This is a genomic window from Pseudomonas fluorescens (assembly GCF_019212185.1).
GTDB lineage: Bacteria > Pseudomonadota > Gammaproteobacteria > Pseudomonadales > Pseudomonadaceae > Aquipseudomonas.
The window spans coordinates 5905199-5926804 of record NZ_CP078138.1; the positions used below are offsets into that span (position 1 = coordinate 5905199).

The 21606-nt window shown below is 58.8% G+C and carries 17 protein-coding genes, 1 tRNA gene and 1 pseudogene; 16 read left to right on the forward strand and 3 right to left on the reverse strand.

Translation table 11 applies throughout. The features are described from left to right. Positions 1-77 precede the first annotated feature (77 nt). From apaG to KW062_RS26720, 7 genes are all read left to right on the forward strand, one after another. Positions 78-458: a Co2+/Mg2+ efflux protein ApaG gene (apaG, locus tag KW062_RS26690; protein WP_105755166.1), complete on the forward strand. Its 381-nt coding sequence runs from the start codon at positions 78-80 to the stop codon at positions 456-458. Continuing rightward, positions 458-1339 (forward strand): symmetrical bis(5'-nucleosyl)-tetraphosphatase, encoded by an 882-nt coding sequence (locus KW062_RS26695; protein ID WP_105755167.1) that lies wholly within the window; start codon positions 458-460, stop codon positions 1337-1339. The genes apaG and KW062_RS26695 overlap by 1 nt, the downstream gene beginning before the upstream one ends. A gap of 33 nt (positions 1340-1372) precedes the next feature. Next, positions 1373-1702 (forward strand): thiosulfate sulfurtransferase GlpE, encoded by a 330-nt coding sequence (gene glpE, locus KW062_RS26700; protein WP_027617168.1) that lies wholly within the window; start codon positions 1373-1375, stop codon positions 1700-1702. Between the two features lie 286 nt (positions 1703-1988). Then, positions 1989-3911: a PrkA family serine protein kinase gene (locus KW062_RS26705; protein ID WP_027617167.1), complete on the forward strand. Its 1923-nt coding sequence runs from the start codon at positions 1989-1991 to the stop codon at positions 3909-3911. Positions 3912-4014: 103 nt separating this feature from the next. After that, positions 4015-5286: a YeaH/YhbH family protein gene (locus tag KW062_RS26710; protein ID WP_027617166.1), complete on the forward strand. Its 1272-nt coding sequence runs from the start codon at positions 4015-4017 to the stop codon at positions 5284-5286. Beyond that, on the forward strand, positions 5283-6845 hold the full coding sequence (locus tag KW062_RS26715) for a SpoVR family protein (protein ID WP_027617165.1): 1563 nt from the start codon (positions 5283-5285) through the stop codon (positions 6843-6845). Before KW062_RS26710 ends, KW062_RS26715 begins: the two co-directional genes overlap by 4 nt. A gap of 63 nt (positions 6846-6908) precedes the next feature. Further along, complete coding sequence (locus KW062_RS26720; protein WP_105755168.1) at positions 6909-8138, forward strand: multifunctional CCA addition/repair protein; 1230 nt, start codon at positions 6909-6911, stop codon at positions 8136-8138. Positions 8139-8174: 36 nt separating this feature from the next. Here the strand turns inward: KW062_RS26720 and folK are convergent, their stop codons facing one another. Together folK and folB are read right to left on the reverse strand one after the other, a co-directional pair. Continuing rightward, a complete protein-coding gene (gene folK, locus KW062_RS26725) occupies positions 8175-8693 on the reverse strand; it encodes a 2-amino-4-hydroxy-6-hydroxymethyldihydropteridine diphosphokinase (protein ID WP_027617163.1) in 519 nt (172 codons plus the stop codon). Beyond that, complete coding sequence (gene folB / locus KW062_RS26730; RefSeq protein WP_027617162.1) at positions 8684-9037, reverse strand: dihydroneopterin aldolase; 354 nt, start codon at positions 9035-9037, stop codon at positions 8684-8686. Before folB ends, folK begins: the two co-directional genes overlap by 10 nt. A gap of 74 nt (positions 9038-9111) precedes the next feature. On the opposite strand from folB, the gene plsY reads away from it, so the two are divergent. Beyond that, positions 9112-9681 carry a glycerol-3-phosphate 1-O-acyltransferase PlsY gene (plsY, locus tag KW062_RS26735; protein ID WP_027617161.1) on the forward strand — a complete coding sequence of 190 codons (570 nt, stop codon included), beginning with the start codon at positions 9112-9114 and terminating at the stop codon, positions 9679-9681. Between the two features lie 16 nt (positions 9682-9697). Here plsY and tsaD read toward each other — a convergent pair whose 3' ends face one another. Further along, entirely contained in the window at positions 9698-10723 is a 1026-nt protein-coding gene (gene tsaD / locus KW062_RS26740) for a tRNA (adenosine(37)-N6)-threonylcarbamoyltransferase complex transferase subunit TsaD (protein WP_027617160.1), read from the reverse strand. A gap of 199 nt (positions 10724-10922) precedes the next feature. On the opposite strand from tsaD, the gene rpsU reads away from it, so the two are divergent. From rpsU to KW062_RS26780, 8 genes and pseudogenes are all read left to right on the forward strand, one after another. Continuing rightward, positions 10923-11138 (forward strand): 30S ribosomal protein S21, encoded by a 216-nt coding sequence (rpsU, locus tag KW062_RS26745; RefSeq protein ID WP_002551877.1) that lies wholly within the window; start codon positions 10923-10925, stop codon positions 11136-11138. Between the two features lie 486 nt (positions 11139-11624). Beyond that, a complete protein-coding gene (gene dnaG / locus KW062_RS26750; protein ID WP_027617158.1) occupies positions 11625-13586 on the forward strand; it encodes a DNA primase in 1962 nt (653 codons plus the stop codon). A gap of 67 nt (positions 13587-13653) precedes the next feature. Further along, complete coding sequence (gene rpoD / locus KW062_RS26755) at positions 13654-15501, forward strand: RNA polymerase sigma factor RpoD (protein ID WP_027617157.1); 1848 nt, start codon at positions 13654-13656, stop codon at positions 15499-15501. A 122-nt stretch (positions 15502-15623) separates the two neighbouring features. After that, the gene (locus tag KW062_RS26760; protein WP_027617156.1) at positions 15624-19367 is read left to right on the forward strand and encodes an EAL domain-containing protein; all 3744 of its coding nucleotides are present in this window, start codon (positions 15624-15626) and stop codon (positions 19365-19367) included. 15 nt (positions 19368-19382) lie between these two features. Then, positions 19383-19459: transfer RNA gene (locus tag KW062_RS26765), tRNA-Ile, on the forward strand. A 311-nt stretch (positions 19460-19770) separates the two neighbouring features. Beyond that, positions 19771-19991, forward strand: a pseudogene (locus KW062_RS26770) (DUF4172 domain-containing protein); the annotation flags it as partial. 173 nt (positions 19992-20164) lie between these two features. Next, a complete protein-coding gene (locus KW062_RS26775; protein ID WP_105755169.1) occupies positions 20165-20959 on the forward strand; it encodes a lipopolysaccharide biosynthesis protein in 795 nt (264 codons plus the stop codon). 81 nt (positions 20960-21040) lie between these two features. After that, positions 21041-21502, forward strand: coding sequence for an Lrp/AsnC family transcriptional regulator (locus KW062_RS26780; protein WP_027617153.1), 462 nt, complete (start codon positions 21041-21043; stop codon positions 21500-21502). Positions 21503-21606: the final 104 nt, after the last annotated feature.

Genomic DNA, 21606 nt, shown 5'->3' on the forward strand with positions numbered 1-21606 from the left:
ACTACCCGATACTTGGCCTAGACTGCTGCATATTCAGTCACGCCCCGCGTCCCGCTTTGCTTTTAAGGCCTTCTTGCATGTCCGATCCTCGTTATCAGGTCGACGTCAGCGTCGTCACCCGCTTTCTGGCAGAACAGTCGCAACCCGAGCAGAACCGTTTCGCCTTCGCCTACACCATTACCGTCCAGAACAACGGCTCGCTGCCGGCCAAACTGCTCTCGCGGCACTGGATCATCACCGACGGTGACGGGCATGTCGAAGAAGTGCGTGGCGCCGGCGTGGTCGGTCAGCAACCGCTGATCGCAGCCGGCCAGAGCCACACCTATAGTAGCGGCACCGTGATGACCACCCGTGTAGGCAATATGCAGGGCAGCTATCAGATGTGCGCCGAAGACGGTAAACACTTCGACGCCATCATCGCGCCCTTCCGCCTCGCGGTGCCTGGAGCCCTGCACTGATGGCGACGTATGCAGTTGGCGACCTGCAGGGCTGCCTGGAGCCGCTTCAATGCCTGCTCAAACAGGTGGCCTTCGCCCCGCAAACGGACCGCTTGTGGCTGGTCGGTGATCTGGTCAATCGTGGCCCGCAATCTTTGGAAACCCTGCGTTTTCTCTACAGCATCCGCCAGTCGCTGGTGTGCGTGCTGGGCAATCACGACCTGCACTTGTTGGCCGCTGGTCATAACATCGAACGCCTGAAGAAAAATGACACCTTGCGCGAAATCCTTGAAGCGCCCGACCGCAAGGAATTGCTCGACTGGCTGCGCCAGCAGAAGCTGATGCACTACGATGAAATTCGCGACATTGCTCTGGTGCATGCTGGCATCCCGCCGCAGTGGTCCTTGCGCAAGGCCCTGAAGTGCGCCGCCGAAGTCGAAGCAGCCTTGCGCGATGACAACCTCTTCACGCCCTATCTCGACGGCATGTACGGAAATGAGCCGGCAAAATGGAACAGCGACCTCAAGGGCGTAACTCGCCTGCGAGTGATCACCAACTATTTCACTCGCATGCGCTTTTGCACCAGCGAAGGCAAGCTTGATCTCAAGGGCAAGGAAGGCGCCGACACCGCCCCACCCGGTTACGCCCCCTGGTTCAAGTACAAAGAGCGCAAGACCCGCGGCCTGAAGATCATTTTTGGTCACTGGGCAGCCCTCGAAGGCCAGTGCGACGAGCCCGGCATTATTGCCCTCGATACCGGATGCGTTTGGGGTGGTGCCATGACCCTGATGAACATTGACACTGGCGAACGCCTCAGCTGCAAATGCGATGAGCACGGCCACCTCGCGCTACCCGTCGCCTCACCTGCCCCCGAACCCCAGTCGGCCAGCGCCAAGCGCTAGGCTGCACATTCAGTCTGTATCCAGGAACCCGCCATGAGCGAATTCAAACGTATCCCCCCCGAACAAGCCCAGGCCTTGCGCGCACAAGGTGCGGTAGTGGTTGACGTGCGCGACCCCGCGACCTTCGCCGCGCTGCACATCAGCGGCTCGAAACACCTGGACAACCACTCCCTGCACGCCTTCATCACGGCCGCCGACCTTGATGCACCCACAGTGGTCGTCTGCTATCACGGCAACTCCAGCCAGGGCGCAGCAGCCTACCTGGTCAGCCAGGGTTTTTCTGACGTCTATAGCATGGACGGCGGCTTCGAACTGTGGCGTACGACTTACCCTTCGGAGACAGCGCAAGGCACCGCCGAATAATTTTTTTCAGCGCTCCGGCCCACGCCTGCCGTGGGCTGACGAACGGTAGCTCATAACAAATCGCGCATTGCCCCTTTACCTCCCGGATTACCAACTATCCTTAGCCACAGGCCATCCAAAACAGGGGAGAGCCGGTACACCGGCGAGCGGGTCATCGGGAGTAGCTTTCAGGGTTGATAGCTTTGAAGGTGTTCTGGGGGGATAAAAAACAGCCGATATTTCAGCTGTTTACCAGCATCGACTGATTGATCCGACGTCGGCTCCACGTATCGAGCGAGGTGACGTCATGAGTATCTTTAGCCACTTCCAACAACGCTTCGAGTCCACACGCCAGGAAGAATTCTCGCTGCAGGAGTACCTGGAACTCTGCAAAAAGGACCGCAGCGCTTACGTATCTGCCGCCGAACGTCTGCTGCTGGCAATCGGCGAGCCGGAATTGCTCGACACTTCGACCAATTCGAGGCTGTCGCGCATCTTCTCCAACAAGGTGATCCGCCGCTACCCGGCCTTTGAAGACTTCCACGGGATGGAGGAATGCATCGATCAGATCGTCTCCTATTTCCGCCATGCCGCCCAAGGCCTGGAAGAGAAGAAGCAAATTCTTTACCTGCTGGGCCCGGTGGGCGGCGGCAAGTCGTCCCTGGCCGAGAAGCTCAAACAGCTGATCGAGAAGGTGCCCTTCTACGCCATCAAGGGGTCTCCGGTATTCGAGTCGCCTCTGGGGCTGTTCAACGCCACCGAAGACGGCGCGATTCTGGAAGAAGACTTCGGCATCCCACGGCGCTACCTGAATACCATCATGTCGCCTTGGGCCACCAAACGCCTGGCCGAATTTGGCGGTGATATCAGCCAGTTCCGAGTGGTCAAGCTGTACCCGTCGATCCTCAATCAGATCGCCGTAGCCAAGACCGAACCTGGTGACGAAAACAACCAGGACATCTCGGCGCTGGTGGGCAAGGTCGATATCCGCAAGCTCGAAGAATTCCCGCAAAACGATGCCGACGCCTACAGCTACTCGGGCGCCCTGTGCCGGGCCAACCAGGGCCTGATGGAATTCGTCGAAATGTTCAAGGCGCCCATCAAAGTCCTGCACCCACTGCTGACCGCTACCCAGGAAGGTAACTACAACAGCACTGAAGGTCTTGGGGCGATTCCGTTCACCGGGATCCTGCTGGCCCACTCCAACGAATCGGAGTGGCACACCTTCCGCAACAACAAGAACAACGAAGCCTTTATCGACCGGATCTATATCGTCAAGGTGCCTTACTGCCTGCGCGTCAGCGATGAAGTGAAGATCTACGACAAGCTGCTGTTCAACAGCTCCCTGGCCAAAGCCCATTGCGCGCCCGACACCCTGAAAATGCTCGCCCAGTTCACCGTGCTGTCGCGCCTCAAGGAGCCGGAGAACTCGAACATCTATTCAAAAATGCGCGTCTATGACGGCGAAAACCTCAAGGACACCGATCCGAAGGCCAAGTCGATTCAGGAGTACCGCGACAGTGCAGGTGTCGACGAGGGCATGAACGGTCTGTCGACCCGCTTTGCCTTCAAGATCCTGTCGAAAGTCTTCAACTTCGATCCACACGAAATCGCCGCCAACCCGGTGCACTTGCTGTACGTGCTTGAACAACAGATCGAACAGGAGCAGTTCCAGGCAGAAACCCGCGAACGCTACCTGCGCTTCCTCAAGGAGTACCTCGCGCCGCGTTACATCGAGTTCATCGGCAAGGAAATCCAGACCGCGTACCTGGAATCCTACAGCGAGTACGGACAGAACATCTTCGACCGCTACGTGCTATACGCCGACTTCTGGATTCAGGACCAGGAATACCGCGACCCGGAAACCGGCGAAATTCTCAACCGCGTAGCGCTCAACGAAGAACTGGAAAAAATCGAAAAACCGGCGGGCATCAGCAATCCGAAGGATTTCCGCAACGAAATCGTCAACTTCGTCCTGCGCGCCCGCGCCAACAACAACGGCAAGAATCCGACCTGGCTCAGCTACGAGAAACTGCGAGTGGTCATCGAGAAGAAAATGTTCTCGAACACCGAGGACCTGCTGCCAGTCATCAGTTTCAACGCCAAGGCGAGCAAGGAGGACCAACAAAAACACAACGATTTCGTTACCCGGATGGTCGAGCGTGGCTACACCGACAAACAGGTGCGGCTGTTGTCTGAATGGTATCTGAGGGTCCGGAAGTCGCAGTGACGCGGCTGCAAGCTTCTAGCCACAAGCTGCAAGGGAAAGCCGGTGACACGGCGCCTCCACTTGCAGCTTGGCGCTTACGACTTGAAGCTCCCCGGAGGGGCCTATGAGCTATGTGATCGACCGACGTCTCAATGGCAAGAACAAGAGCACGGTAAACCGTCAGCGTTTCCTGCGACGCTACCGTGACCACATCAAAAAGGCCGTCGAAGAGGCGGTGAGCCGGCGCTCCATCACCGACATGGAGCATGGCGAACAGATCAGCATTCCCGGCCGCGACATTGACGAGCCAGTGCTTCATCACGGCCGCGGTGGCAAACAGACGGTGGTTCACCCTGGTAACAAGGAATTCACCAGTGGCGAACACATCGCCCGGCCACAGGGCGGAGGGGGCGGCAAGGGTCCGGGCAAGGCCGGCAACTCCGGCGAAGGCATGGATGAATTCGTCTTCCAGATTACCCAGGAGGAATTTCTCGAATTCATGTTCGAGGACCTCGAACTGCCGAACCTGGTCAAACGCAACCTGACCGGTACCGACACCTTCAAAACCGTACGCGCCGGGATCAGTAACGAGGGCAACCCGTCGCGGATCAACATCATCCGCACCCTGCGTTCGGCCCATGCACGGCGTATCGCCCTGTCGGGCAGTAGCCGCGCAAAACTGCGCGATGCCAAAGAGGAACTGGCGCGACTCAAGCAGGAAGAACCGGACAACTTCGGCGATATCCAGGAAATCGAAGCAGAAATAGAACGCCTGAGCGCGCGCATTCACCGCGTCCCGTTTCTCGACACCTTTGACCTCAAGTACAACCTGCTGGTCAAGCAGCCCAACCCCAGCTCCAAGGCAGTAATGTTCTGCCTGATGGACGTTTCCGGCTCCATGACCCAGGCGACCAAGGACATCGCCAAACGCTTCTTCATCCTGCTGTACCTGTTCCTGAAACGGAATTACGACAAGATCGACGTGGTCTTCATTCGCCACCACACCAGCGCCCGCGAAGTGGACGAGGAGGAGTTTTTCTACTCACGGGAAACCGGCGGCACCATCGTCTCCAGCGCCCTGAAGCTGATGCAGGAGATCATGGCCGAACGCTACCCGAGCAACGACTGGAACATCTACGCTGCTCAGGCCTCGGACGGTGACAACTGGAACGATGACTCACCGATTTGCCGCGACATCCTGATCAACCAAATCATGCCGTTCGTCCAGTACTACACTTACGTGGAGATTACCCCGCGCGAACATCAGGCGTTGTGGTACGAATACGAGCGAATCGCCGAAGCCTTTTCCGACACGTTTGCCCAGCAGCAGCTGGTTTCGGCCGGGGATATCTATCCGGTCTTCCGTGAACTCTTCCAGCGCAGGTTAGTGACATGACCGCCAAAGAGCAGAAGCGCCAACCCATTTCCACGGGCTCCGAATGGACATTCGAGCTCATCCAGGCCTACGACCGCGAAATCAGCCGTATCGCGGCCCGCTATGCGCTGGACACCTATCCCAACCAGATCGAGGTGATCACCGCCGAACAAATGATGGATGCCTACGCGTCCGTCGGCATGCCATTGGGCTACCACCACTGGTCCTACGGCAAACACTTCCTCAGCACCGAGAAATCCTACAGCCGCGGCCAAATGGGCCTGGCCTACGAAATCGTCATTAACTCCGACCCCTGCATCGCCTACCTGATGGAGGAGAACACCATTTGCATGCAGGCACTGGTCGTTGCCCATGCCTGCTACGGCCATAACAGCTTCTTCAAGGGAAATTACCTGTTCCGCACCTGGACCGACGCCAGTTCGATCATCGACTACCTGGTGTTTGCCAAGCAGTACATCATGCAGTGTGAGGAGCGCCACGGCATTGACGCCGTGGAGGACCTGTTGGACTCCTGCCATGCCCTGATGAACTACGGCGTCGACCGCTACAAGCGCCCTTATCCGATTTCCGCCGAAGAAGAGCGGCGTCGACAGAAGGATCGCGAAGAGCACCTGCAAAAGCAGATCAACGATCTGTGGCGCACCATTCCCAAGGGAGCGGACAAGTACAACGAAAAAGACAACGCACGCTTTCCCGCCGAACCGCAGGAAAACATCCTCTACTTCATCGAAAAACACGCCCCCCTGCTGGAGCCCTGGCAGCGCGAAATCGTGCGCATCGTGCGCAAGATTGCCCAGTACTTCTATCCACAACGCCAAACCCAGGTCATGAACGAAGGCTGGGCCACGTTCTGGCACTACACCCTGATGAACGACCTGTACGACGAGGGCCTGGTGACCGACGGTTTCATGATGGAATTCCTCACCTCCCACACCAGCGTGGTCTTCCAGCCAGGGTTCGACAGTCCGTACTACAGCGGCATCAACCCCTACACCCTCGGATTTGCCATGTACCGCGACATTCGGCGCATGTGTGAAGAACCCACCGAAGAGGATTACCGCTGGTTCCCGGAAATAGCCGGGACCGATTGGCTGTCAGCCATCAAGTTCGCCATGAGCAGCTTCAAGGATGAAAGCTTCATCCTGCAGTACCTGTCACCCAAGGTGATCCGCGACCTGAAGCTGTTCAGCATCCTTGATGACGATCAGAAGGACGACCTGCTGGTGCCGGCAATCCACGACGAGGAAGGCTACCGGACCATTCGCGAAACCCTGGCGGCGCAATACAACCTGGGCAACCGCGAACCCAACGTGCAGATCTACAGCATCGACCGCCGGGGCGATCGGTCGCTGACCCTGCGCCATCAACAACACGACCGCAAACCGCTGGGAGAATCCACCGAGGAAGTCCTCAAGCACCTGCACCGTCTATGGGGTTTTGACATACACCTGGAAACTCTGCAGGGTGACCAGATCATGAAAACCCATCACGTTCCACCGAGGACCGAGCACGGCGAGAATGATTATGGCCGGCTCGACCTGGCCGTCATCCATCTTTGAAATTGTCGAAACCTCCGTTAGCTCGACGCAAGGGTTATTCTGTCGAGCTAACGGAGGTTTTTTATGCGGATTTATAAAGTCGGCGGCGCGGTCCGTGACCGCCTGCTCGGCCGGCCAGTCACCGACATCGACTGGGTCGTGGTCGGTGCCAGTACTGACGAAATGCTCGCCAAGGGTTATCGCCCCGTGGGGTCCGACTTCCCGGTGTTCCTGCACCCGAAAACCGGAGAAGAGTACGCCCTGGCTCGCACCGAACGTAAAACAGGTCGTGGCTATGGCGGCTTTACCTTTCACGCCAGCCCGGAAGTCACCCTCGAAGAAGACCTCATCCGCCGCGACCTGACGATCAATGCCATGGCCGAGGACGATCATGGACAACTGACCGACCCTTACCATGGTCAGCGCGATCTCGAAGCTCGCCTGCTACGCCATGTTTCTCCGGCATTTGCCGAAGATCCACTGCGAGTCTTGCGCGTTGCCCGCTTCGCGGCTCGTTATGCCGAACTCGGCTTCAGCGTCGCTCCGGACACTCTTGCGCTGATGCGCCAACTGAGCGAATCCGGCGAGCTGCAAGCCCTGACGGCCGAACGCAGCTGGAAGGAAATTTCCCGCGCGCTGATGGAAGATCAACCTCAGGTATTTATTCAGGTGCTGCATGATTGCGGCGCGCTGAACGTGCTGATGCCGGAAGTCGATGCCCTGTTCGGCGTGCCGCAACCTGACGCCCATCACCCGGAAATCGACACGGGTGTGCATACCCTCAGCGTGCTGCAGCAAGCCGCCTTGCACCAACAACCGCTGACGGTTCGCTGGGCCTGTCTGCTCCATGACTTGGGCAAGGGCCTGACTCCGCAAAGCGAATGGCCACGGCACATTGCCCACGAGCAAAAAGGCCTGAAACTGATCAAAGCCGTCAGCGAGCGCTTCAAGACCCCTCGTGACTGTCAGGAATTGGCACTATTGGTTGGCGAATACCACACCCATGGGCACCGCGCCCTGGAGCTGAAGCCCTCGACCCTGCTAGAGCTGCTGCAAAGCTTTGACGTCTATCGCCGGCCGCAACGCTTTGAAGAGTTCATCGCTGCCTGTGAAATGGATGCGCGAGGCCGCAAAGGCCTGGAGCAGAGGAGTTACCCACAGGCGGACTACCTGCGGGGCGCGGCAGCGGCCGCTCGCAGCGTCGCGGTTCAGCCATTGCTGGCGCAAGGATTCAAGGGACCGGACCTGGGCGAGGCAATCAAGCGCGAACGCCTCAAGGCGCTGAAGGCTTACAAGCAGGCAAGCCTGGGTTGAAGCCTATCGCGGGCAGACTGGAGCCGCCCGCGATAATCAAAGCATGCTTGAAGGCGTCAGCGGCTCACCGCGCCAAGCGAAGGCAACCGGCGCCAGCACCTGGTCGATCTGCGCCTCTTCCCACAGGGTCGAAAAAGGCTTCTCGACACCCGGATGCACTCTGTCCGGGGCAACCAGTGACAAAGGCCACAGCACAAAGGCATTTTTCAGGATCTCTGCGCGTGGCAGCACCAGACCATCGAAGTTACCCACCAGATCGCCGTACAACAGCACGTCGATGTCCAGCGGCAAGCCTTTACGGTCTGGCGCATAACGCCCGTTGTCCGCCTCGATGAACTTCAGACGGCGGTCCAGTTCTATCAGCGGCAGATCGGTAACCGCCGAGACCACAAAATTGTAGAACGGCCCGCTCTTGATTCCCACTGGCTGGCTTTCGAAGACTGGCGAACAACGCATCTCCCGCAAAAAGCCACTGAGTGCTTCCAGTCCAGCCTGCAAATGAGTTTCGCGCTCGACATTACTGCCGAGCCCGAGAAATACCTGAGTTAGCGACATCCGCGCTCGATCTCCACGCCTACACCGGTGGCAGCCGGGACGGCCCCTGGCTTGGTCAATTTGAGACGCAGCCAAGTGATCTTGAACTCACTCATCAATACCTGGGCGAGACGCTCGGCAAAGGTTTCCACCAACTGGAACTGCGCTTGCTCGGCAAAATCCTGAATGCGCGTCGACACACTGGCGTAATCGAGCGCCAGGGTTAGATCATCCCCCGCTGCCGCAGGACGATTGTCCCAGGCAAAGCTCAGATCCAGACGCAGACACTGACGGATGCCACGCTCCCAGTCGTAGGCACCGATTACCGTGTCGACTTCCAGGCCCTCGATAAACACTCTGTCCAAGCACTTTTCTCCGCAGCACGACAAGGGCGCAATGCGCCGTTAGAATCAGGGCGTCCTCGCCCGGAATAGTTAGCATGTTTTGGTCACTGGCGATTTTCGCCTACCTGCTCGGCTCGCTGTCCTTCGCCATCTTGCTCAGCCGCCTGACCGGTAATCCCGATCCGCGAATGAGTGGTTCAGGCAACGCCGGTGCCACCAACATGTTACGCCTGGCCGGAAAAAAACTCGCCGTCCTGACATTGCTCGGTGATCTGTTCAAAGGTTTACTGCCCGTGCTGCTTGCCGCATTGGCGGGTCTCCCGATCCAGCAACAAGGCTGGATCGGCGTCTGTGCCGTAATTGGCCACCTCTTCCCGCTGTACTTCCGCTTTCGCGGCGGAAAAGGCGTCGCGACCGCGGCCGGCATGCTGCTGGGCCTGTACCCACCGGCAGCACTTCTGGCCATCGGCGGCTGGCTGCTGACCTTCTACCTCACCCGCACCAGCTCCCTGGCAGCACTGATTGCCACCCCCCTGACCCTGCCACTGCTGGCTTGGCAGGAGCCGGCTGCACTGTTACCAATGAGCGTACTGACCGCACTGATCGTCTGGCGCCACCGCGGCAATCTACGTGACCTGTTTGCCGGGCGCGAACGGCATTTCTAACCACCGCAAGTAAACATCACAGGGGTGACAACTGCTCCATCGGCCAGCGCGCCTGAACGCTGATCGCCAGGCTCTCGTGCTGCCCGGCTTGCAAGCGTTGGCAACCGGCAAAAGCGATCATCGCGCCGTTATCGGTGCAGAACTCCGGCCTAGCGTAGTAAACGTCGCCCTTCATGCTACCCAGCATTTTCTCCAGGGAAACCCGCAACGCCTTGTTGGCACTCACGCCACCGGCGATCACCAGCCGCTTCATACCGGCTTGCTTCAGCGCACGCTTGCACTTGACGGTCAAAGTCTCCACCACCGCATCCTGGAAGGCCAGCGCGATGTCGCTACGGGTTTGCTCGCTGTCGTCCCCAGCGCTGACGCATTGCTGCCAGGTATTCAGGGCAAAGGTTTTCAAGCCACTGAAACTGAATGCCAGACCAGGTCGATCACACATCGGACGCGGGAAGACAAAACGTCCTGCCACACCTTGCGCAGCCAGACGGGCGATTTCCGGACCGCCAGGGTAATTGAGCCCCATCATCTTCGCTGTTTTGTCGAATGCCTCACCCGCCGCATCGTCGAGGGTTTCCCCCAACAACGCGTATTGGCCGATACCATCGACCTGAACAAGCTGCGTATGACCGCCCGAGACCAACAAAGCGACGAACGGAAATTCCGGTGGCTGCGACTCCAGCATCGGCGCCAGCAAATGACCTTCCATGTGGTGCACGCCCAAGGCCGGAATGCCCCAGGCGAATGCCAGCGCCTGGGCGCAGGAAGCGCCTACCAGCAATGCCCCGACCAGGCCAGGACCCGCGGTATAGGCGATGGCGTCGATCTCGGTCGGCACACAGTCCGCTTCGGCCAACACCTGACGAATCAAGGGCAGCATGCGCTTGACGTGATCTCGCGAGGCCAGCTCCGGCACCACGCCACCATAGGCGCGATGCAAGTCGATCTGACTGAACAGTGCGTCAGCCAGCAGGCCTTTTTCACTGTCGTACAATGCGACGCCGGTTTCGTCGCAAGAGGTTTCTAATCCCAGTACTAGCATGGGTTTGCGCCTTGTTTAGGCTAAATTCGAAGGCGCGCATAATAGTCTTCAAGGGATGCCCCGACCAGCGGTTTTCGATCAGAGGCTTTGCATTCCGAGCGTTGAGGGGTTAACATCCGCAACCCTTAAAAACCGACGTCTTCAAGTGCTCTTTTGCCGCGAGGATGTTGACCCCGGTAATGAATGAAGGTAGCTCTGGATGCCAGCCGTCAAAGTAAAAGAGAACGAACCCTTCGACGTAGCTCTGCGTCGTTTCAAGCGCTCCTGCGAAAAAGCCGGTGTACTGGCTGAAGTTCGTAGCCGCGAATTTTACGAGAAGCCAACTTCTGAGCGTAAGCGCAAAGCAGCAGCTGCTGTTAAGCGTCACGCCAAGAAAGTTCAGCGCGAACAGCGCCGCGCCGTTCGTCTGTACTAATCCACAGACGATCGTAGCAAGCTTCTGCCAAGCCCGGCCCTCAGCCGGGCTTATGGCATTTGCGGATATCGCTTGATGCTTCACTGTCGAAGCCGCACACGCGACCGAGACAAACCTGCTTCACACGTCAGACCTGGCTCTTTTGCCAGCCGTGCACGTCTCTTCTGACGAGCCTTCCAAGGCTACTGACGAGCACACCTTACTGATTCCTCTAACAGACGATCAGCCCAAGGCACCTGCTTGCGTGCCCGCTTTTGAGCTATCCGAGCCTGACTTTTGGCGCAACCGGACTCAGGGCAACACTTTCGAACAGTCGGATACTGATTGCTGCTAACGTCAGTGAATTTTCGGCAGATACACTCCCCAACAGCGAATACGCAGTCGATACCGGTCGAGTCGCCTCCTTGTCGCGCCTCGTAATCATGGCCGCATCAACGCGCCCTTCGCCTGGGCCCTACACTTACCAGCAGTGATGACGAGAACGCCATGGCCGGGCTGATTCCCCAGAGCTTCATTGACGACCTTCTGAACCGCACCGACATCGTCGACGTGGTCAGCTCGCGCCTGCAAATGAAAAAAGCCGGCAAGAACTACACCGCCTGCTGCCCTTTCCATAAGGAAAAAACCCCGTCTTTCAGCGTCAGCCCGGACAAACAGTTCTATTACTGCTTTGGCTGCGGCGCAGGCGGCAATGCCCTCGGCTTCATCATGGACCACGACAACCTGGATTTCCCCCAGGCCGTCGAGGAACTCGCCAAGGCCGCCGGCATGGAAATTCCCCGCGAGGAAAGCGGCCGCCCGCACAAGCCCCGGCAACCCACTGACTCGCCGCTGTATCCGCTGCTGGCCGCCGCTGCCGACTTTTACCGCCAGGCACTGAAAAGCCACCCGGCACGCAAAGCCGCCGTCGAATATTTGAAAGGCCGCGGCCTGACCGGCGAAATTGCCCGGGACTTCGGACTCGGCTTCGCCCCACCCGGCTGGGACAACCTGTTCAAACACCTGAGCAGCGACACGCTCCAGCAGAAAGCCATGATCGACGCAGGCCTGCTGATCGAGAACGCCGAAACCGGCAAGCGCTACGACCGCTTCCGCGACCGCGTGATGTTCCCGATCCGCGACAGCCGGGGCCGCATCATCGCCTTCGGCGGCCGAGTGCTTGGCGACGACAAGCCGAAGTACCTGAACTCACCGGAAACCCCGGTATTTCATAAAGGCCAGGAACTCTATGGCTTGTATGAGGCGCGCAAGAACAACCGCAACCTCGACGAAATCATCGTGGTCGAAGGCTACATGGACGTCATCGCCCTGGCCCAGCAAGGCCTGCGCAATGCGGTGGCAACGCTGGGCACCGCGACCAGCGAAGAGCACCTCAAGCGCCTGTTTCGAGTGGTACCCAACGTACTGTTCTGCTTTGACGGCGACCAGGCCGGCCGCAACGCGGCATGGCGCGCCCTGGAGTCGACCCTCTCAAGCCTGCAGGACGGTAGACGCGCACGTTTTCTGTTCCTGCCTGAAGGCGAAGACCCGGACACCCTGGTTCGCTCAGAAGGCACCGATGCGTTCAAAGCAAGAATCAACCAGCACGCTCAGCCGCTGGCCGACTATTTCTTCCAGCAACTGATCGAAGAGTCCGACCCGCGCTCCCTCGAAGGCAAGGCCCACATGGCCACCCTCGCTGCACCGCTGATCGACAAGGTACCGGGCGCCAATCTGCGCACGCTGATGCGCCAACGCCTGATGGAAATCACCGGCCTCAACAGCGAAACCGTCAGCCAACTGGTGCAAAGCGCCCCGCAAGAAGCACCACCGGCCTATGACCCAGGCATCGATTACGACGCCATGCCGGACTATTCGGACTACCATCAACCGCAGGAAAGCTACGCCCCCCAACAGGAATGGACGCCGAAAAAATCGGGGGCTGGCGGCAAGAAATGGGACAACAAACCCTGGGACAAAAAAGGCAAGCGTGGCGGCGATCGCGATCAACCACGTGCCCCGCGCGTCCCGGCCGCCGTCGAACCTCCAACACTGGCAGCTTTGCGCACGCTACTGCATCACCCGCAACTGGCGGAAAAAGTCGAGGACGCCGGGCACTTCGCTGCCGAGGACCACTCCAATACTCAGTTGCTGGTCGCACTGCTTGAGGCCGTACAGAAGAATCCCAAGCTAAACTCATTTCAGCTGATTGCTCGCTGGCACGGGACCGAACAAGGTCGCTTGCTCAAGGCACTGGCTGAAAAGGAATGGCTGATCGAGGGGGATAACCTTGAACGACAGTTTTTCGACACCATTACTAGCTTGTCAGCCCGCCAACGCGAGCGAAATCTGGAACAGTTGCTCAGGAAAGCCCGTCAAAGCGAGCTGAGCAGTGAAGAGAAAAATCAACTGCGCGACCTTCTAAGTCGCAATGTTTCCGCATCAAACCCGACCTCAACTGGCGCGTGAGGTCATAGCTCAGGTATAATCCTCGGCTTGTTTTTTGCCCGCCAAGACCTTCAGTGGATAGGGTGTTATGTCCGGAAAAGCGCAACAGCAGTCTCGTATCAAAGAGTTGATCCTTCTGGGTCGTGAGCAGGGCTACCTGACTTACGCAGAGGTCAACGACCACCTGCCTGAGGATATTTCAGATCCAGAGCAGGTGGAAGACATCATCCGCATGATCAACGACATGGGGATCAACGTATTCGAGGTTGCGCCAGATAAGGATGCCCTTATGCTGGCCGACGCCGACACCGACGAGGCGGCCGCTGAAGAAGCGGCTGCAGCGTTGGCAGCCGTCGAGACCGACATTGGTCGCACTACCGACCCCGTGCGCATGTACATGCGTGAAATGGGCACCGTAGAGCTTCTGACACGTGAAGGCGAAATCGAAATCGCCAAGCGTATCGAAGAAGGCATCCGTGAAGTGATGAGCGCAATTGCGCACTTCCCTGGCACGGTTGACCACATTCTCGCCGAATACACTCGCGTCACCAGCGAAGGCGGTCGCCTGTCCGACGTCCTGAGCGGTTATATCGACCCGGACGACGGCATCGCGCCACCTGCCGCCGAAGTGCCACCGCCTGTCGACTCGAAAGCTGCCAAGGCTGACGACGACTCCGAGGACGATGACGCTGAAGCCAGTGACGACGAAGAAGAGGCCGAAAGCGGTCCCGATCCGGTCATCGCCGCGCAGCGTTTTGGCGCCGTGGCCGAGCAGATGGAAATCACTCGCAAGGCACTGAAGAAGCACGGCCGTCATAACAAGGCAGCCCTGGCTGAATTGTTGGTGCTGGCTGAGCTGTTCATGCCGATCAAGCTGGTTCCGAAGCAATTCGAAGGCCTGGTCGAGCGCGTTCGCAGCGCCCTGGATCGCTTGCGCCAGCAAGAGCGCGCAATCATGCAGCTCTGCGTTCGTGATGCGCGCATGCCGCGTGCGGATTTCCTGCGCCAGTTCCCGGGCAACGAAATTGACGAAAGCTGGACCGACGCCCTGGCCAAAGGCAAAAGCAAATACGCCGAAGCCATTGCTCGCCTGCAGCCCGATATCGTTCGCTGCCAGCAGAAGCTGACCGCTCTCGAAGCCGAAACCGGCCTGACGATTGCCGAGATCAAGGATATCAACCGTCGCATGTCGATCGGTGAGGCCAAGGCCCGCCGCGCGAAGAAAGAGATGGTTGAAGCGAACTTGCGTCTGGTGATCTCCATCGCCAAGAAGTACACCAACCGCGGTCTGCAATTCCTCGATCTGATCCAGGAAGGCAACATCGGTTTGATGAAAGCGGTAGACAAGTTCGAATACCGTCGCGGCTACAAATTCTCGACTTATGCCACCTGGTGGATCCGTCAGGCGATCACTCGCTCGATCGCCGACCAGGCCCGCACCATCCGTATTCCGGTGCACATGATCGAGACGATCAACAAGCTCAACCGTATTTCCCGCCAGATGCTGCAGGAAATGGGTCGCGAACCGACTCCGGAAGAGCTGGGCGAACGCATGGAAATGCCTGAGGACAAGATCCGCAAGGTATTGAAGATCGCCAAAGAGCCGATCTCCATGGAAACCCCAATCGGTGATGACGAAGACTCCCATCTGGGCGACTTCATCGAAGACTCGACCATGCAGTCGCCAATCGATGTCGCCACCGTTGAGAGCCTGAAAGAAGCGACTCGCGAAGTACTGTCCGGCCTCACTGCTCGTGAAGCCAAGGTCCTGCGCATGCGCTTCGGCATCGACATGAATACCGACCACACCCTTGAAGAGGTTGGTAAACAGTTCGACGTTACCCGTGAACGGATTCGTCAGATCGAAGCCAAGGCATTGCGCAAGCTGCGCCACCCGACGAGAAGCGAGCACCTGCGCTCCTTCCTCGACGAGTGATCACAAAACCCCCGGCCCTGCCGGGGGTTTTGCTTTATGCAGATTAAATCCCCCCGCTATCGCTCCCGCTCCGCAGCCCGTCTACACTCGAAACATTCTCCCCGAGCCATAACGAGACCGTTATGCCCAGACTCCCGGCCGCGCTATTACTGTCGCTGATGACCTGGACCGCAACGGCTGACGCGCTGACTCTGACTGATGAGGAACGTGGCTGGCTTGCGGCTCACCCCGAACTGCGCCTGGGTGTCGATGCGTCGTGGCCACCCTTTGAGTTTCGCGACGAACAGGGCCGCTACCAGGGGTTGGCAGCCGACTACATCAACATCGTGCGCGACCGTCTGGCTGTCAGGGTCACACCGGTCGAACCGGTCAGCTGGACCGAAGTACTGGACCAGGTCAAACACGGCAAACTCGACCTGTTGCCCGGCATCATGTCGACTCCTGAGCGCCAGAACTACCTGTCGTTCACACGGCCCTACCTGGATTTCCCGATCGTGATCCTGGCCCACGTCGGAGGCGCCCAGCCGCGCACCATCGAGGATCTTTACGGCCTGAAGATTGCCGTGGTGGAGAACTACGCCCCCCACGAACTGCTACGCACCCAGCACCCCGACCTCAACCTGGTACCGATGCCCAACGTCAGTTCTGCCTTGCAGTCACTGGCCACCGATGAGGTCGATGCGGTAGTGGGCGACCTGGCCTCCAGCGTCTGGAGCCTGCGCCAACTCAAGCTTGAAGGCCTCTACGTCAGTGGCGAAACGCCCTATCGCTACCAACTGGCAATGGCCGTGCCCAAGGACAACAAGCTGCTGGTGAGCATCCTCGACAAGGTGCTGGCCGACATGAGCCCGGGCGAAATCAGCGCCATCCAGGAGCATTGGGTCGGCAACGTGCTGGATCACCGCACGTTCTGGTCAGATTTGTTGGTCTACGGCCTGCCCGGAATACTATTGCTGGTTGGTGTGCTCGCCGTGGTCATCCGCATCAACCGGCGCCTGAGCTCGGAAATTTCGCGCCGGGTCGCGCTCGAGCAGGAACTGCGCAGCAGCGAATACCACTATCGCGGTCTGGTCGAAAGCTTGTCGGCGATTGCCTGGGAAGCCAACATCAATGACTTCACCTACAGCTACGTCTCGCCTCATGCTGAAGACCTGCTCGGCTATCCCCTATCGCACTGGCTGATTCCGGGATTCTGGCGCAACATCATTCACCCTGCCGACCTCACCCGCGCCCAGACCTACTGCGAACTTGAAGTCCTTGCCGGACGCGACCATAGCCTCGATTACCGGGTCATCACAGCCGATGGCCGCTGCCTCTGGGTGCGCGACATTGTCAGCCTGATCGAGCACGGTCACGAGCCGGTGATGCGCGGACTGATGATCGACATCAGCGAAGCCAAGCACACCGAGGAGGCCTTGCGCCTTTCCGAACAGAAGTTCGCCTCGGTCTTTCAACAGTGCCCGGACATTCTGGTGATTGCGCGCCTGTCCGATGGCTGCCTGCTGGAGGTCAACGAGGCATTCGAGGAGCAAATCGGCCTGAGCGCCGCGCAGGTGATCGGCCAGACTGCCACCGACCTGAACATCTGGGGCATCCCCGGCGTCGGTCCCGGGCTGCTGCAACGGTTACAGGCCGGCCCCATCCGCAACCTCGAGATGCCCTTTCGGCGCAGCAATGGCCAGGTGTTCACCGGACTGATCTCCGCCGAACCTTTCGAGCTCGACACCACCCCGGCACTGGTCGTGGTGGTCCGCGACATCACCCAACTCAAGGAAACCCAGAAACAGCTGCAAACCTCGGAAGAGAAGTTCGCCAAGGCGTTCCACGCTTCGCCAGACGGCCTGTTGCTATCACGGGTCAGTGATGGCCTGCTGATCGAGGTCAACGAGGGTTTCAGCCGCATCACCGGCTTCAATAGCGCCATGTCGCTCGATCGCTCGACCCTGGACCTGGGGATCTGGGTCAATCTCAACGAGCGCCGGCAGATGCTTGACCTGCTCAAGCGTGACGGCTTTGTCCGCGACTTCAGCTGCCATATCCGCCGCAACGACGGCCGTATCCGCCTCTGCGAAATGTCCAGCCGGCCACTGCCCATTGGCGATGAAGAATGCATGCTGACCATCGCCCGCGACATCACCGAGCGGCATTTGATGCAGGAAAAACTGCAGCAGGCAGCGACCGTATTCGAAAGCACCGCCGAGGGCGTGCTGATTACCGACACCCAACAGCACATCAGTGCCGTTAACCGCGCATTCACTGAAATTACCGGCTATAGCGAAACCGAGGCCCTCGGCCATACACCACGGTTGTTGGCCTCCGGCCTGCACGACAGCGCCTTCTATGCAGCCATGTGGCACCAACTGACCGCCGAGGGCCATTGGCAAGGCGAAATCTCCAATCGGCGCAAGAACGGCGAGCTGTACCCCAGCTGGCTGACCATCAGCGCCGTGCGCAACAAGGACCGCTTCATTACCCACTTCGTCGCGGTGTTCGCTGATATTTCCAGCCTCAAGCACGCCCAGGCAAAACTCGACTACCAGGCCCACCACGATCCATTGACCGGCCTGCCCAACCGCACGCTGTTCGAAAGCCGCTTGCTGACGGCCCTCAACAATCAGCGCGAACAGGGCGGCCAGGGCGCCGTGCTGTTCCTCGACCTGGACCGCTTCAAACACATCAACGACAGCCTCGGACACCCGGTCGGCGACCTTCTGTTGAAAGGCATCGCCGTGCGCCTCAAGGAACAGCTGCGCGATATCGATACCGTGGCACGCCTTGGCGGTGACGAATTCATCATCCTGTTACCCGGCCTGCAGCAATCCAGTGACGCCGAACACATTGCCAACAAGCTACTGAATTGCTTCGGTGCTCCATTCCAGGCCGGCGAACACGAATTCTTTATCAGTGCCAGCATCGGCACCAGCCTCTATCCCAAGGACGGCAACGACGTCGCCACTCTGGTGAAGAATGCCGACGCCGCCATGTACCGTTCCAAGGCCAAGGGCCGCAACCGAGTCGAAAGCTACACCCGCGACCTCACCGCACAGGCCAGCGAGCGCATTGCCCTGGAGCATGAACTGCGCCGCGCCATTGAACGCAACGAGCTGTCGCTGTACTACCAACCCAAGATCAGCCTGCACCACCCACGCCTGGTAGGCGCCGAAGCCCTGATCCGCTGGCGTCACCCGACCTTTGGCGACGTGCCACCCGAGCACTTCATCTCCCTCGCCGAAGAAAACGGCATGATTCTGCAGATAGGCGATTGGGTGCTGGAACAGGCCTGCCTGCAGATGCACGAGTGGAACAAGCGCTATGAAGGCTTCGGCTCGTTATCGGTCAACCTGGCCGGCGCCCAGCTACGCCAACCCACCCTGCTCGGGCGCATCGAACAACTGCTCAAGGAATACCGGCTCAAGCCCGACCTGCTGCAATTGGAGATCACCGAAAACTTCATCATGAGCCAGGCCGAAGAAGCCCTCGAGGTCCTGCATCAACTCAAACGCCTGGGCGTGCAAATCGCTATCGACGACTTCGGCACCGGCTATTCCTCCCTCAGCTACCTCAAACGCCTGCCCCTGGATTACCTGAAAATCGACCAGTCATTCGTCCGCGGCCTGCCGGACGACACCCACGACGTGGCGATCGTCCGTGCAATCATTGCCCTGGGACGCAGCATGCAATTCACCATCATCGCCGAAGGCGTCGAAACCCAGTCCCAGCAGCAATTCCTCGCCGGCGAAGGCTGCGAACAGATCCAGGGCTACATCGTCAGCCTGCCCCTGCCCGCCGACGAATTCGCCGCGACCTTTCTTCGTATCGCAGTTTCCGACTTTTCGGATAGCACAGCCGAGAAACCACCGTTATAATCCGCGGCCTACTGAGGGCCTATAGCTCAGTTGGTTAGAGCAGAGGACTCATAATCCTTTGGTCCACGGTTCAAGTCCGTGTGGGCCCACCACCTTTGAAAAAGCCGCGCATTGCGCGGCTTTTTCGTGTCTGCTCGAAATGAAACTGGAGGTCCACGAGCAGTTCCTCGCAACAGCCTGGAGATCCGAATCGACGCCGAAATCAGACAGTGAGCCAAATAACCGAAATAATCGGCTCACGGTTTTGCTGCGCAACTGCTCCCAGGGGCGTTAGCTGGGCATGCTCGACGCAGTCGGGCGCGATTCCGAGGAGCAGAGCAGTCTGGATGCCATGCTGCCGAACATCATCACCTCGCTGGCCAGACGCCTGGGTATTGTTGAAGCGGGTCGCACCAGCGCGCGCTCCGAGCAGGTCAAGGTGCTCAATCGACTTCTGGATGATCGTGAGAAAGGTTTAAAGAAGGTATCAGCGCGGCGCAATACCAAGCCGTGGCCAACGTTTCGAAAACCACCGCCACCGGTCATTTGAGCGAACTTTTGCAGAAGCAGTGCCTCATACGGTTACCCGCTGGCGGGCGCAGCACCCGATATCAGATCAGTCGATCGGGGCTCGACGCCGAGTAGACACCAGCAACTTTTTCCCAAATTTGCGACCGCCCGACCATTCGTGCACGTTAGGGTTGGTCGCATCTGCAATGTTTTGTTAGATTCGGGCACAGCCCACACCGCAACACATCAGCTTTCAGGAAACAAAAACAACCACGATCAGCCAGCCGTACAACTATCGGACACCGAACATGGATGCAGTTCAGGTACAGCCATTCGTTGACTCCAGATTGAGTCATGCGCGTGATTTCAACGAGTGTCGCAACACCGAGTCCGGTGCGGTGTTCATTATTGCGTCCGGCAACTCGGCCAAAGACTTCCCGCTGGAAGACTTCGCCCACGTCCCGATGATTACCATGAACGGGGCGATTTCGCTGTTCAGTGGCACGGATATCAAGCCGTACTTCTACATCTGTACCGACATGAGCTTTCCCAGCCAGCAACCTGAGTTTTTCGAGCACGCGATGCGCATCAGCCAGCGGGTCGCGCTGTGGGCGGAGTTCGCTCGGCGCACCAACGCGCGGCCCAAAGGCCAGCTGTATACCCTCAAGCGCGCACCGAAACAGACTTGGCTCGACTACTTTTTCAGGAGCAACAAGAACCTGGTGCAGAGTCAGTCTTTGCTCGGGCACCGGGCGAAAAGCATCGGTTTCAGCAAGAACCTCAGCCAAGGCTTCTACGATGCCCGCACTGTCGCCTACCTGGCGCTGCAACTGACCTATCACCTGGGCTTCGACAAGGTCATCCTGGTGGGCGTCGACCTTGACCAGTCCAGCGGGCGTTTCTATGAAAAACCCGGCTCGGTGCTCTCCCCTTGCGGTCTCGACCAGCACTACCCCACGCGCATACTGCCTTCGCTGAAATTGATGAAGAAGAAAGTCATGGGCGAGCGCTTTGCGGTGTACAACCTGTCGCAGAACTCGCGTATTCCAACCACCATCATTCCGAAAATCGACTTGCAGGCGCTGCACACGCTGCTTGGCTGAAACCGCCGACAGACCCGCCATGACGCTGCCGGGGCAGGCATGTACCATGCTCGTCCATCGCTACCCGTGTCGGAGAACACCTTGCCTGTCCCACGCCCGCCTGCGCTCGATGAGATCGACCGCCAACTGATTGCCGCCCTGCAAATCAACGCGCGCGAAAGCGTGGCCATGCTCGCCCGGCAATTGGGCATCGCCCGCACCACGGTGACCTCACGGCTGGCACGCCTGGAAAAAGCCAAGGTGATCACCGGTTATGGCGTTCGTCTCGGCCAACGGGTCGTCGACGGCGGGTTGCAGGCTTACGTCGGCATCACCGTGCAGCCCCGTTCCGGCAAGGAAGTGCTGCGACGCCTAAGCAGCATGGCTCAGGTCCAGCAACTCTGTGCGGTGAGTGGCGAATTCGATTACGTGGCCTGGCTGCGCACTGACTCGCCCGAGCAACTCGACCAGTTGCTCGACCAGATTGGCAGTGTCGACGGCGTCGAGAAGACCACCACGTCGATCATCCTCAGCAGCAAGATCGATCGCGCACAACCAATCTGACCAAAATCTTCGTCAAAATGCATCACAGATATGCAAAACGACGACACTTTGCGTCTTATTAACGTGCGCTACGCTCCCTAGAATGGCGACAGTCTTTTCCTATA

What these genes read in the sequence shown, in the direction of transcription:
- folK (WP_027617163.1), bottom strand. Translation starts at nt 8,693, where the DNA reads ATGTCGCTAACTCAGGTATTTCTCGGGCTCGGCAGTAATGTCGAGCGC.
- apaG (WP_105755166.1), top strand. Translation starts at nt 78, where the DNA reads ATGTCCGATCCTCGTTATCAGGTCGACGTCAGCGTCGTCACCCGCTTT.
- KW062_RS26760 (WP_027617156.1), top strand. Translation starts at nt 15,624, where the DNA reads ATGCCCAGACTCCCGGCCGCGCTATTACTGTCGCTGATGACCTGGACC.
- KW062_RS26710 (WP_027617166.1), top strand. Translation starts at nt 4,015, where the DNA reads ATGAGCTATGTGATCGACCGACGTCTCAATGGCAAGAACAAGAGCACG.
- rpoD (WP_027617157.1), top strand. Translation starts at nt 13,654, where the DNA reads ATGTCCGGAAAAGCGCAACAGCAGTCTCGTATCAAAGAGTTGATCCTT.
- dnaG (WP_027617158.1), top strand. Translation starts at nt 11,625, where the DNA reads ATGGCCGGGCTGATTCCCCAGAGCTTCATTGACGACCTTCTGAACCGC.
- KW062_RS26775 (WP_105755169.1), top strand. Translation starts at nt 20,165, where the DNA reads ATGGATGCAGTTCAGGTACAGCCATTCGTTGACTCCAGATTGAGTCAT.
- plsY (WP_027617161.1), top strand. Translation starts at nt 9,112, where the DNA reads ATGTTTTGGTCACTGGCGATTTTCGCCTACCTGCTCGGCTCGCTGTCC.
- KW062_RS26705 (WP_027617167.1), top strand. Translation starts at nt 1,989, where the DNA reads ATGAGTATCTTTAGCCACTTCCAACAACGCTTCGAGTCCACACGCCAG.
- KW062_RS26715 (WP_027617165.1), top strand. Translation starts at nt 5,283, where the DNA reads ATGACCGCCAAAGAGCAGAAGCGCCAACCCATTTCCACGGGCTCCGAA.
- rpsU (WP_002551877.1), top strand. Translation starts at nt 10,923, where the DNA reads ATGCCAGCCGTCAAAGTAAAAGAGAACGAACCCTTCGACGTAGCTCTG.
- KW062_RS26695 (WP_105755167.1), top strand. Translation starts at nt 458, where the DNA reads ATGGCGACGTATGCAGTTGGCGACCTGCAGGGCTGCCTGGAGCCGCTT.
- glpE (WP_027617168.1), top strand. Translation starts at nt 1,373, where the DNA reads ATGAGCGAATTCAAACGTATCCCCCCCGAACAAGCCCAGGCCTTGCGC.
- KW062_RS26720 (WP_105755168.1), top strand. Translation starts at nt 6,909, where the DNA reads ATGCGGATTTATAAAGTCGGCGGCGCGGTCCGTGACCGCCTGCTCGGC.
- tsaD (WP_027617160.1), bottom strand. Translation starts at nt 10,723, where the DNA reads ATGCTAGTACTGGGATTAGAAACCTCTTGCGACGAAACCGGCGTCGCA.